Source organism: Apibacter adventoris, assembly GCF_002964965.1.
Taxonomy (GTDB): Bacteria; Bacteroidota; Bacteroidia; order Flavobacteriales; family Weeksellaceae; genus Apibacter; species Apibacter adventoris.
On record NZ_PSZN01000020.1, the window covers coordinates 14,019 to 25,684 of the forward strand.

Below are 11,666 nucleotides of genomic sequence, written 5' to 3' on the forward strand. Positions count from 1 at the left end.
CTTTGTAGTCATGAAAAATAAAATAAGCGCCAAGGTAATACATCAAATTTTATTTATATTAATCATTATTGCCCTGTTTATACTTATAATCAGCCAATTGGCAGTTTTTTTACCTAGTTTGCTAGGAGCCGTTACCCTATATGCTATAACAAGAAATTTTTTTCTTTACTTAACTGAGAAAAAAAAGTGGAATTCCTGGCTGGCATTTATACTTATTTTCGTTCTTGCCCTATTAATTATTGCCGCTCCTGTTTATTTACTTATCGAACTGACCTACTCTAAAGTGCAGACGGCTATTTCTTATTGTGAAAAAATTAGTATTTCTTTAAATAAAATATTAAATGACTTGCAAGTCCATTATGGCTTTAATCTCTTCAGTAAAGAGAATATTATAGAGTTTACAGGATGGGCAAGCAAATTTATTCCCGATGTATTAAATTCTACCATAAACTCTATAATCGTTTTCTTTTTTTCTTTTTTCATCTTCTTTTTTATGATTATGAACATACGAAGTATGGAATCGACCCTTATGAAATGGTCTCCTTTAAAAGATAATAATAGTATAAAACTAGCCCAACGATTAAAAACAATGATTCAATCTAATGCAATTGGTATTCCGGCCGTAGCTTTGATACAAGGAATAGCCGGAGTAATCGGATATGCTATAGTAGGAGTCGACAATTTATGGTTTTGGTTTGCAGCAACAACTTTCGCTTCCATGATCCCTATTATAGGATCTGCCCTGGCATATATTCCAATAGCTATTTTACTATTTACTTCAGGACAAAACTGGCAGGCTGTATTTGTTGTGCTTTATGGAATCCTGGTTATTGGAAGTATTGATAATATTTGCCGATTTACCCTGTTAAAAAAATTGGATAATGTACATCCGTTGATTACTGTTTTCGGGGTAATTTTCGGAATGAATATTTTTGGTTTCCTTGGGCTTATTTTTGGACCTATATTACTCTCTTCTTTCTTTCTTCTTTTAGATGTTTACACAGATGAATTTAGCGATAGTAATTAAATTAATGATCTGAACAACTTTTTGAAGTTATTTCCCAAATAAAAAAGTGTTATAATTTATTATATGAACCTAAAGACCATCTATTTTGGCACTAAATATATAAATGAATATAATGTCAACAATAAATTTTATATCTTAAAAACCTAAAAATGTAAAAAACTATGGCAAAAATATTAAAAATTCATCCGGAAAATCCTTCCGAAAAACAAATAGACCAAATAGTTTCCATATTAAAAAAAGGTGGGGCTATTATATATCCAACCGATACGGTTTATGGACTAGGATGTGATATTTTCAATCATAAAGCCATGGAAAAACTGGCCAGAATAAAGGACATAAAGCTAGAAAAGGCTCAATTTTCCTTTGTATGTAGTGATTTGAGTGATCTGGCTAAATTTTCCAAACCTATCGATAATTCTATATTTAAATTATTAAAAAGAACTCTACCCGGTCCCTTCACTTTTATTCTTAATGCATCCAACAATTTACCCTCTATTTACAAAAATAAAAAAACCGTAGGTATAAGGATACCAGACAATCCTATTCCAAGAATGATTGTAGAAAAATTAGGGAATCCTATTGCTTCCACTTCTACTTATAGTGATGATGAAATTATTGAATATACCACAGATCCTGAATTAATTGCCGAAAAATATGATAAACTGGTGGATTGGGTTATAGATAGCGGAATGGGTGATCATACAGCTTCTACTGTAGTAGATGTAACCTCTGGAAACCCGGTAATATTAAGGCAAGGAAAGGGAATTTTAGAAACATACTTGTAATTAATATAGTTTCCTTATAAAATCATATAAAAAATAAATATAAGCCCTTTCTCTTTCTAAATTTAGTATAGCAAACTTAAATAGCCTTTCTTTTTTTAAAAACAATAAAATATAAATCAGGGCAGCAGGATAAAAATGTCCGAATTATTTATTCAGGCAAAGGAATATCATTAAAAGCTAAACCATTTTTAGCTAATAAATTTTTCATTTATATATCTTATCTACATTTTTCCAATTATAATTTAAGTGGAATAATATATAAGGTAATAGTGCTCTTAATTTTTTCAAAAAAAGATTTATATACTCTTGATTACTACTAATTTTTAGTATGTAGGTTTATTTATAAATCCTATTTGGAAGTTAATAATTAAAAAGTTCATTAATACTCAACTCTTTAATTTTTCCTAATTTTTCAACAGCATTCCAATCCAAGTTCTCTTTTTTTCCAATTAAAGAAACATTATACTTTTTCCCTTTTATATATTTATTAAAAAAATCCCTTAAATCATACATTTTCATTTCTTTGATTTTTGCATATATTTCTTTTCTTATATCATAATCCAACCCTCTTTTACGTGCTGCCCTGTAAGACCAAAATATATTGGATTTAGTGATCCGGTCCGAAGCAATTTGTTTTAATGCTCCGTTTTTTGCATTCTCAAACTGTTTATCTATCTCAGGCATATGATTCATCAGTTCACTCATAGCTTCAACTGCCTGAGGTAATTTATTTGCTTGCGTTCCCAGATAGCAAGATATAAAATCATAATTTTCTTTTTTGGTAGCAACTGCATAATTTGCAAAGGCTGAATAGGCTAGTGAACGGCTTTCACGAATTTCCTGAAATACAATTGAAGATAATCCCCCTCCAAAATATTCATTAAAAACTCTCGCTAAAGACATTTTTCCTACATCAAACAACTCTCCTTTAGACTGAAATAAGATTTCTGCCTGTACCATATCATAAGGTGCATAATATAAAGTACCGTCAGATGATAATTTTTCATATTTTATTGGAGATTTATATGTTAAACCTTTTCCAAAATTATGTGATTTTAAAAGTGCTTTTTCTGCTACTGACATTCTTTTACCGTAATAAAAAATTTCTTTCTTATAATTATGTAAATCATGAATTATATCTACCAGATCCTGAGGATTTTTATTTTTTAATTCATTCTTAGAAATATTATTTGTAATCCGGTTAAATTTACCATATTGAGCATAGATAGCTAAAGCTTTAAAAATAGATTGTTTGTTTAGTTTAGAATTTTTTCGGCTTTTCTTAATTGTTTTCAAATAATCATTATATACATCCGCATCTGGCAGAGCCCGAGAAAATAAATGCTCAAGTAAATCTAACCCTTGGGGTATATTCTCTTCCAAGCCTTTCAGGTGAACATATATTCTGTCATTATATACTTGTACATCGTAAGTAACTCCAGCCTTATAAAATTCTTGTTCCAGCTGGGATTTACTATATCGATCAGTCCCTAATAAATGAAGATAATTTAAAGCTAAAATTAAATCTTTATTATTATCTGTTCCAAAATCATATATAAAATAAAGCCCGGCCAACTCATTTGTTGTATTTTTTATAAAATAAAAAGGGGTATGCTCTAATTCTTTTACTTTAATAAGTGCTTTATAATCTAAAAATACCGGTTTAATTTCTTTTTCTGGAATCTGGGAAAATTCTTTGTAAAATAGAGATTGATCTGTACGGTTCAAAACAATAGGGGTAATACCCGGATTTTCTACTCTTATTAATTTATTGTTTTCTCCTTTTTCTTTAAAAACTACCACATAATTATTCTGATAAAAATTATTGGCAAATTGCATTAATTCCTGTTTGGTTATCTGGCTTAATTGATCAATTTCTCCTAAAACCTCTTCCCAAGATTGTTTTTGAATAAAAGCGTTATACATTTTAGTTGCTACCCCGTTAGCTTTCTCCCAAGATTTCAATCGTCTAGTTTTTAAATCTTTTACTATAGCAACTAATAACCAATCTTCAAAATTTCCTTTTTTAATTTCTTCTAATTGTTCTAATAATAATTGCTGTACTTGTTCTAGAGTTTGCCCTTCCTTTGGAGCTCCATAGAGAACATGTATTCCATAATCTTTAAATATACTAGTATAAGACCCTGCTCCATGTGCCTTTTGTTTTTGGTTAATGTTCATATCAATAAGTCCGGCTCCGGTATTACTTAGAATCATATCTATCATTTGCACATATAATTCTTCTTTACTTCCTGTGCCTTCAGTTCTGAAAGCTAACTGCAACCTTTCTGAAGTCGGACTTTTTACCACTCTTTTTATAACATGATTGAGAGGTTTTTCTATTACCTTTTTCTTTACTGGTAGTTCTTTATACTCAAAACTACCAAAATATTTATCTATAAGCTGTATGGTTTTATTATACTCTAAATCTCCCACTAAAACCAACGCCATATTATTAGGAACATAATATGTATTAAAATATTTATGAATTGCTTTCATAGAAGGATTTTTTAAATGCTCTGATTTTCCCAATGTGGTTTGCTGTCCATAATTATGAGTTGGAAATAAGGCATCCATTAGTTCATAATTCACTAAACGGGCATCATTATCTTGCGCCCTGTTAAATTCCTCATATACTGCTTCCAATTCAGTATGAAAAAGTCTGAGTACCAATTCTGAAAATCTTTCTTTTTCTACAAACAACCATTTTTCTAATACATTGGCAGGAATGTTATTTTTATAAATTGTTTCATCTAACCAAGTATGGGCATTGGTTCCGGTTGCTCCCAAGTTAGAAATCATTTTATCATATTCATTTGCAATTGCATATTTTGAAGCCTCTTGTGAAACACTATCTATTTTTTTATAGATTTTTTTCTTCATTTCAGGATCTGTTTCTTTTTTATGTTTTTCGTATAGATCCGAAATTTGTTCCAGTAATTGTGATTCATTATTCCAGTTCAAAGTTCCTATTTTACTGGTTCCTTTAAATAACATATGCTCTAAATAGTGTGCTAACCCTGTATTTTCGGAAGGATCGTTAGATGACCCTGTTCTTACAGCAATATAGGTCTGTATCCTAGGTTCGTCTTTATTCTGTGATAAATAAACTTTTAATCCATTTTTTAAAGTGTATACTCTAGACTTTGAAGGATCCCCATTTACTGTTTCATAGGCATATCCCTTAGCATCTGTATGAATTTCTGTGTAATAATTTTGTGCTTTTGCCATGATGACCGAATAATATGTAATTAATAAAACTAAAATTGATTTTTTCATATTAATTAGTTATTTTACTATGATTTTGGAATAATATTTTTTTTAAATAAAAATAACCTACAAATGCTGAACATAAAGAAGTTGTAAGTATGACAAATTTAGCATGATTTATATAATCCTGTTGTGATATAGGATCAAATGCCAAAAGGGTAATAAATATTGACATAGTAAACCCTATTCCACCTAAAAATCCAACTCCAAGCATTTGTTTCCATAAAACCCCTTCAGGTAATTTAGAAATTTTACCAACACAGGCTAAAATGCTGAAAAGCATAATTCCTAAAGGTTTTCCTAAAAACAGACCAAAAAAAATACCCTGGCTATAACGTTGAGTAAAAATATTTTGTATATCTGAATTCACAACAATAGCTGTATTAGCTAATGCAAAAAGCGGAAGAATAATATAATTTACCGGTCGTTGTAACAAATGTTGCAATTTTGAAAAATTAACTTTTTTCTCTCCTTTTTGAAATGGAATAGCAAAGGCTAATAGTACACCAGAAATGGTTGCATGAACTCCTGAATTTAGCATAAAATACCACATAATAATCCCTCCTACTAAATAAGGTACTAAAGAATAGATCTTTACTTTATTTAGAAAAAGCAATACTCCCCATATCATTAATGCAATACTTAAATGAAATACAGACAAATCCTGAGTATAAAATAAGGCAATCACCACAATTGCTCCAAAATCATCAATTACGGCTAAAGCTGTTAAAAATACCTTAAGAGCCATTGGAACTTTTTTCCCTAATAGTGAAAGAACTCCTAAAGCAAAAGCTATATCAGTAGCCATAGGTATTCCGGCACCTGATTGTGTTTGAGTTCCGTAATTAAAAAGCATATAAATAAATGCTGGAATGATCATTCCTCCTAAAGCGCCCATTATAGGTAGCAAAGCTTTTTTGAGGTTTGCTAATTCACCGGCATAAATTTCTCTTTTAATTTCTAAGCCTACAGATAAAAAAAATACGGCCATTAAAGCTTCATTTATAAACGTTTCAAACGTCAAGGGTTTTCCATGGAAATTAAAAAAATTAAAATCACCAAATTGTAATCTTACCGGAATTTCCCAAAGTTCTAAATAAAAAATCTGAACCGGTGAATTTGCTATTATCAAAGAAATAAGAGTACATAATATAAGCAATATTCCGGTAGATTGTTCTTTTTGAAAAAAATTTATAAATGATTTACTAAGCCGATTCATTGTAAATTACTAAAACATAAAACTTTATTTTTCTATTGAGTTATGACATAATAAAAACTGCAATTTACAACTTTCTGTATTTATAAATATTTGAGATACAAAAACGTCACCTAAGTTTTCAGTATTTGTAGTTAGTATTTAATGGTATTATTATTTTGATGATGTTGTTTATATTTGATTTACTTACTTTTGTAAATTATTTTAACCATTTGAATAAATGTTAACAATTCTCAGAACCTTTTTCGGTTACTTAGTCAGGCCCCAATTATACCCTGAATTATTAAGAAAAATTTATAAAAATATTTTTGATAGAGGAAGTGCTTTTAAAGGAAAAAAAGAAGCGGAAAATTGGTGTGCAAAAATGGCTATAAGCCAAAAAGAAGCGATTTTAAAAATAACAAATTCACATTTTTCTTTATCTACTGAATTCCCTAAGGTATTAGAAGAAGCTAAAAAAATGGAATTAAATTGCCCGGTAAAAATGGGTGGAGCCGGAGCTATGGATTTAATTTATGGAATATGTGAACATACGCAGGCAAAAAATGTTTTAGAAACAGGAGTTGCTTACGGATGGAGCTCTTTAGCAGCTTTATTGTCCTTACAAAAAAGAGAAGGTATTTTATATAGTTCGGATATGCCTTATTTAGACAGAAATAATGATAAATTCGTAGGCTGTGTAGTTCCTGATTCATTACGTAAATATTGGAAATTATTTCGTTTTGCAGATAAAGAATCTTTACCAAAGATTTTTACCCAACAATCTCATTTTGACGTTGCACATTATGACAGTGATAAAAGTTATAAAGGAAGGATATGGGCTTATAAAATCATCTGGAATAAGATTTCTCCTAAAGGTTTTTTTATCAGTGATGATATTGGGGATAATTCTGCATTTATAGATTGGGTTCAAGAAAATAAATTAAATGCTGTAATTGTAGAATTTGAAAAAAAATATATTGGGATTGTACAAAAAATATAAAATTATTTTATGATATCTTATGAAGAAATTCTGGAGTGGTTATATTCTCAGGTTTCAAACTATCAAAATATAGGAAAATCTGCTTATAAACCCGGATTTGAAAATATTCTGAAATTATGTAATATTTTGGGAAACCCTCAAAACAAATTTAAATCTATTCATGTAGCAGGAACTAACGGTAAAGGGAGTGTTTCTAATATGACCGCTTCTATTTTGAAAGAATCCGGATATAAAGTAGGGCTATTTACCTCTCCTCATTTAAAAAATTTCGCAGAACGTATTCGAATAAATGGTAAAGAATGTCCTCAAGAATTTATTTATCAATTTCTTGTAGAAATTCAATCTTATTTTTCAAAAGATTTTAATCCTTCTTTTTTTGAACTGACTACCGCTATGTCTTTTTCATATTTTGCAAAAGAAAAAGTAGATATTGCAGTCATAGAAGTCGGCTTAGGAGGCCGTTTAGATTCTACTAACATCATCATCCCTGAAGTTTGTGCTATTACAAGTATATCTATGGATCATACTGACTTATTAGGAGATACTTTAGAAAAAATAGCTAAGGAAAAGGCAGGTATTATTAAAGAGGGAATACCTGTAGTTATTGGTGAAAATAAAGAAAATATTAAATCTTTATTAATTAACATTGCTGAAGAAAAAAAAGCTAAACACTTAGATGCTACCCTAATACAAAACAACTACGTTTCAGACCTTAAAGGAATTTACCAATTTCAAAATATAAAAACTACTTTAGGAATTATTAAAATCTTACAAGAAAAAGGTTATAATATAAATAATCATGCCATTGAAAATGGATTACTACATGTAAACAAAAACATGAATTTCAGAGGAAGATGGGAAATTCTCCAACAAAAAGATCCATTAATTGTATGTGACACAGCTCATAATGAAGATGGTTTCAAACAATTATCTCGACAATTTAAAACTTTATCATATAAACATTTAAGGATTGTTATAGGATTTGTAAAAGGTAAAGATTTAGATAAAATATTTCCTTTACTCCCTGCAAATGGAATTTATTATTTTGTGAAACCTTCCATAAAAAGGGGTTTAAGTCCTAATCAATATAAGATGAAAATTGAACAATATTTTTCTAATTATAAAATATATGACAGTGTACTTGAAGGCTTTACAAATGCTAAAAATGATTCCGATAAAAAAGATATTATATTTATCGGAGGAAGTAATTTTGTAGTATCAGAAATTTTTTAAAAAAATATTTGCAAGTATAAAAAATGAGCGTATATTTGCAATCCAATTACAAAACAAAGTAATTACACAAGGTTCTTAAACATATTTTGTTTAGATTAAAGAGGGCGATTAGCTCAGCTGGTTCAGAGCACCTGCCTTACAAGCAGGGGGTCGCAGGTTCGAACCCTGCATCGCCCACCATAAAAAACCTTACTCTTAAATCAGTCAAGGTTTTTTTATTGGTACAGACCCATGGTGTAACGGTAGCACACCGGTTTTTGGTACCGTTTGTCGGGGTTCGAATCCCTGTGGGTCTACTTTTTTATAAGTAAATTAATTTAAATTTTGTAATTAAATAAATTTAAATTAAATTTGCAACCGCAAAATTAAAAAAGAACCTGTAGTTAGGTTGTGGATTTTAAATATTTTAAAAAGAAAATTTAAAAAAAGTTATGGCAAACCATAAGTCAGCGTTAAAAAGAGTAAGACAAAACCATGTAAGAAGGTTACGCAATAAATATTATCATAAATCTACTCGTACAGCTATAAAAGAGCTAAGAGAAGAAACTGAAAAAAACGTTGCAGTAGAAAAATTACCATCTGTCTTCTCTCAAATAGACAAATTGGCAAAAAGAAATATAATTCATAAAAATAAAGCTGCCAATCTAAAGTCGAAATTAAGCAAGCATGTAAATGCTCTTTAATATAAAATAAATATTGGCCCGTTCGTCTATCGGCTAGGACTTCAGATTTTCATTCTGGCAAGAGGGGTTCGACTCCCCTACGGGCTACTTAATTAAAAATCACTTAAGTATATTAAGTGATTTTTTTGTATTCTATTTTTTCTAATAAATTTTTTCATCTGAATTTTTTATTTTCTTTTGATCTCGGTTAGATACAATGTAAAACTTGTCTTTAGACCATTGTGCTAAAAATATTTTTGATATATCTGTATAGCCCTCTTTTTTTAATTCTTTTTTCAGCCATTCTTCATCTTTGTCTATTCCTTCAAGATATACATGATTAATACGTCCGTTTATAACTAATAAAACTGTATATTGATCAAAATCATCTGTAAAGGCTGTAAGAGATCCATCTTGTTCTAATTGCGCAAAATAAATTTTTGAAATATCATATATACCTTTGCTTTTCAACATATTTGCATAGGTCAATAAATCAATTTTAGATTTTTTAAACCCTTCTACATTTAACTTTCCTTTTATAACTAAGGGAATAATTGGACCTTCTACCATTTTACGGATTAAACCATTTCTTTTCATTATATAAGCAACTATATATATAATCAAAGTCCACATAAATAAGACAATAGCAAATTCTAAAATTGTTATATCCGGATTATAAATAATTCCTCCTACAAGACCTCCTAAAATAATATTCTGTACTAGATCAATACCTGAAACTTGATTTAAAATAGTCCTACCAACAATTTTTATATACACTAAAATGGCAATGAATGCCACAATGAGTTTAAATCCTATCAATAAGTTTTTTGGTATATCTATGTAATTTAACGTACTTTCTAACATAATAAAAAAAATTTCAGTTTAACATATTTTTCCTGAATAATATATGTTTATTGAATTATAAATAAATATGTACGCAAATATAATAATTAAGATAAACATAATATAATTATATTGCATATTAAACAAAAAAACTCAGATGAAAATCACCTGAGTTTTTTTATATTTTTAAAATTATTAGAATCTCATTCCCAAAGTAAGAACAAAATTATTTTGCGTATTCTTTATTTTACCAAAGGTTACACTATCAAATATTGGAGATAATGGACCTTCTGAACCAGGTCCAAAATTTCTTATTTCTTTGTTGTTATAATAAGCTCCTGAAAAAGAAGTATAATAATCTGTTTTTATAAACTGATATGCAAAATCTGCAAAAAATTGTCCTATATCATAACCTAAACCGAAAGAAAATTTATTTTTTTCACCTGCCATATAATTTTTCACCATTGAATCTGTCCCTGTTTCATAATTAAATCCTGTTATAGTGTTATCTTTTACAGGAGATGACATATAAGCATACCCTGCTCTAACTTTTAACTCTTTAAATCTATACTCAATACCTGCACGATATTCTTGAGAATCATGCATATAATTATCGACAAAAGTATTATTTAACCTATAATCGGGACTGCCTTTAAATTCATAATCTTTATTAAAATAATTTATAAAGTCAAAGTTAAAAGCTAACGAATTATCATCATTGACAATGTCGGATGCATAAGCTGCACTTAAAACTAATTTACCAGGTGCTGTAACTTTATACTTATCATAATAACCATAATAAATATCCCAATTTAAAACATTATCTTTAGAAACTTCTGCTGTAAAATAATTATAATCTGTATCTATGTCAGACCACCATATCGGAGAATGATAAGCTGCTCCTAATCTTAATTCAGGAAAAACTTTTCCTATTACCCCTACAGATAAACCAAAACCATTGGCATCTTGAGAATATGGTGTTCCTTGTCGATAAAAATAACCTAAATTATTATCAGAAAGCAACCTATCTGAATAACTATCCATTCTATCCATACTTATATAATGCCAATCTAATCCTAAACCAAAATAAATAACATCATCAAAATTAGTAGCAATACTAAATTTTAATTTGGATTTATATCCGTCTACAGATTGTTCATAACTGTTAAAATCAAACTCTTGATTGTTTATAGTATAAACATAACTTTCATTATATGGAAAAACTACATCATTATCTAATCTCTGATAACTATAATTCACTCCTAAATTTAATTTGAGACGATCTGATTCATCACCAAATGCCATAACAAATCCAGCATTAGAAAAGTTAAAATTTGTATCGGTATTGGAATATGAATTTTTCATAGTTGCTTTATTTTTATTAGATAAAACACCCAATGTTAAATTTGCAACAGAATTTCTAAATATTCCTAATCCAGCAGGATTGGTTTCTACAGCGCTTATATCTCCACCTAAAGCTCCCATAGATTCTCCCATACCTATATACCTTGCTGTCCCAGAATTTTCAAAATTTCCATTATATGCATTTAATCCATCATATATAGAATTTGGGTCAAAAATCTGAGATTTTCCATACTGAAACATTGCTAATAAAGCAGTAAAGAGTACTATTTTTTTATTCATAGCT

Annotated in this window: 9 protein-coding genes and 3 tRNA genes; 8 read left to right on the forward strand and 4 right to left on the reverse strand. The window is 29.1% G+C overall.

The features are described 5' to 3' along the window. The first annotated feature begins 10 nt into the window (after nucleotides 1-10). Nucleotides 11-1,027, forward strand: coding sequence for an AI-2E family transporter (locus C4S76_RS09040; RefSeq protein WP_105194149.1), 1,017 nt, complete (start codon nucleotides 11-13; stop codon nucleotides 1,025-1,027). 161 nt (nucleotides 1,028-1,188) lie between these two features. Further along, entirely contained in the window at nucleotides 1,189-1,812 is a 624-nt protein-coding gene (locus tag C4S76_RS09045) for an L-threonylcarbamoyladenylate synthase (RefSeq protein WP_105194150.1), read from the forward strand. Nucleotides 1,813-2,172: 360 nt separating this feature from the next. Here the strand turns inward: C4S76_RS09045 and C4S76_RS09050 are convergent, their stop codons facing one another. Beyond that, complete coding sequence (locus C4S76_RS09050) at nucleotides 2,173-5,091, reverse strand: M16 family metallopeptidase (RefSeq protein ID WP_105194151.1); 2,919 nt, start codon at nucleotides 5,089-5,091, stop codon at nucleotides 2,173-2,175. 1 nt (nucleotide 5,092) lies between these two features. Beyond that, nucleotides 5,093-6,301 (reverse strand): Na+/H+ antiporter NhaA, encoded by a 1,209-nt coding sequence (gene nhaA, locus C4S76_RS09055; RefSeq protein ID WP_105194152.1) that lies wholly within the window; start codon nucleotides 6,299-6,301, stop codon nucleotides 5,093-5,095. A 217-nt stretch (nucleotides 6,302-6,518) separates the two neighbouring features. Between nhaA and C4S76_RS09060 the strand changes: the two genes are divergently transcribed. From C4S76_RS09060 to C4S76_RS09085, 6 genes are all read left to right on the forward strand, one after another. Next, complete coding sequence (locus C4S76_RS09060) at nucleotides 6,519-7,280, forward strand: class I SAM-dependent methyltransferase (RefSeq protein ID WP_105194153.1); 762 nt, start codon at nucleotides 6,519-6,521, stop codon at nucleotides 7,278-7,280. A 9-nt stretch (nucleotides 7,281-7,289) separates the two neighbouring features. Next, nucleotides 7,290-8,513, forward strand: a complete 1,224-nt coding sequence (locus C4S76_RS09065) for a bifunctional folylpolyglutamate synthase/dihydrofolate synthase (protein WP_105194154.1) — start codon at nucleotides 7,290-7,292, stop codon at nucleotides 8,511-8,513. A gap of 102 nt (nucleotides 8,514-8,615) precedes the next feature. Continuing rightward, nucleotides 8,616-8,693: transfer RNA gene (locus tag C4S76_RS09070), tRNA-Val, on the forward strand. Between the two features lie 45 nt (nucleotides 8,694-8,738). Further along, nucleotides 8,739-8,809 (forward strand) — tRNA-Gln (locus C4S76_RS09075). A 135-nt stretch (nucleotides 8,810-8,944) separates the two neighbouring features. Then, nucleotides 8,945-9,196, forward strand: coding sequence for a 30S ribosomal protein S20 (rpsT, locus tag C4S76_RS09080; RefSeq protein WP_105194155.1), 252 nt, complete (start codon nucleotides 8,945-8,947; stop codon nucleotides 9,194-9,196). A 15-nt stretch (nucleotides 9,197-9,211) separates the two neighbouring features. After that, nucleotides 9,212-9,283: transfer RNA gene (locus C4S76_RS09085), tRNA-Glu, on the forward strand. A 54-nt stretch (nucleotides 9,284-9,337) separates the two neighbouring features. On the opposite strand, the gene C4S76_RS09090 is transcribed toward C4S76_RS09085, so the two are convergent. Then, nucleotides 9,338-10,039: a DUF421 domain-containing protein gene (locus C4S76_RS09090; protein WP_105194156.1), complete on the reverse strand. Its 702-nt coding sequence runs from the start codon at nucleotides 10,037-10,039 to the stop codon at nucleotides 9,338-9,340. A gap of 174 nt (nucleotides 10,040-10,213) precedes the next feature. After that, nucleotides 10,214-11,662, reverse strand: a complete 1,449-nt coding sequence (locus C4S76_RS09095; protein ID WP_105194157.1) for an OmpP1/FadL family transporter — start codon at nucleotides 11,660-11,662, stop codon at nucleotides 10,214-10,216. Nucleotides 11,663-11,666: the final 4 nt, after the last annotated feature.

Bases quoted from the DNA above. Each gene is read 5' to 3' on its own strand.
- C4S76_RS09050 (WP_105194151.1), bottom strand. From the start codon at position 5,091: ATGAAAAAATCAATTTTAGTTTTATTAATTACATATTATTCGGTCATC.
- C4S76_RS09090 (WP_105194156.1), bottom strand. From the start codon at position 10,039: ATGTTAGAAAGTACGTTAAATTACATAGATATACCAAAAAACTTATTG.
- C4S76_RS09065 (WP_105194154.1), top strand. From the start codon at position 7,290: ATGATATCTTATGAAGAAATTCTGGAGTGGTTATATTCTCAGGTTTCA.
- nhaA (WP_105194152.1), bottom strand. From the start codon at position 6,301: ATGAATCGGCTTAGTAAATCATTTATAAATTTTTTTCAAAAAGAACAA.
- C4S76_RS09060 (WP_105194153.1), top strand. From the start codon at position 6,519: ATGTTAACAATTCTCAGAACCTTTTTCGGTTACTTAGTCAGGCCCCAA.
- C4S76_RS09040 (WP_105194149.1), top strand. From the start codon at position 11: ATGAAAAATAAAATAAGCGCCAAGGTAATACATCAAATTTTATTTATA.
- rpsT (WP_105194155.1), top strand. From the start codon at position 8,945: ATGGCAAACCATAAGTCAGCGTTAAAAAGAGTAAGACAAAACCATGTA.
- C4S76_RS09045 (WP_105194150.1), top strand. From the start codon at position 1,189: ATGGCAAAAATATTAAAAATTCATCCGGAAAATCCTTCCGAAAAACAA.
- C4S76_RS09095 (WP_105194157.1), bottom strand. From the start codon at position 11,662: ATGAATAAAAAAATAGTACTCTTTACTGCTTTATTAGCAATGTTTCAG.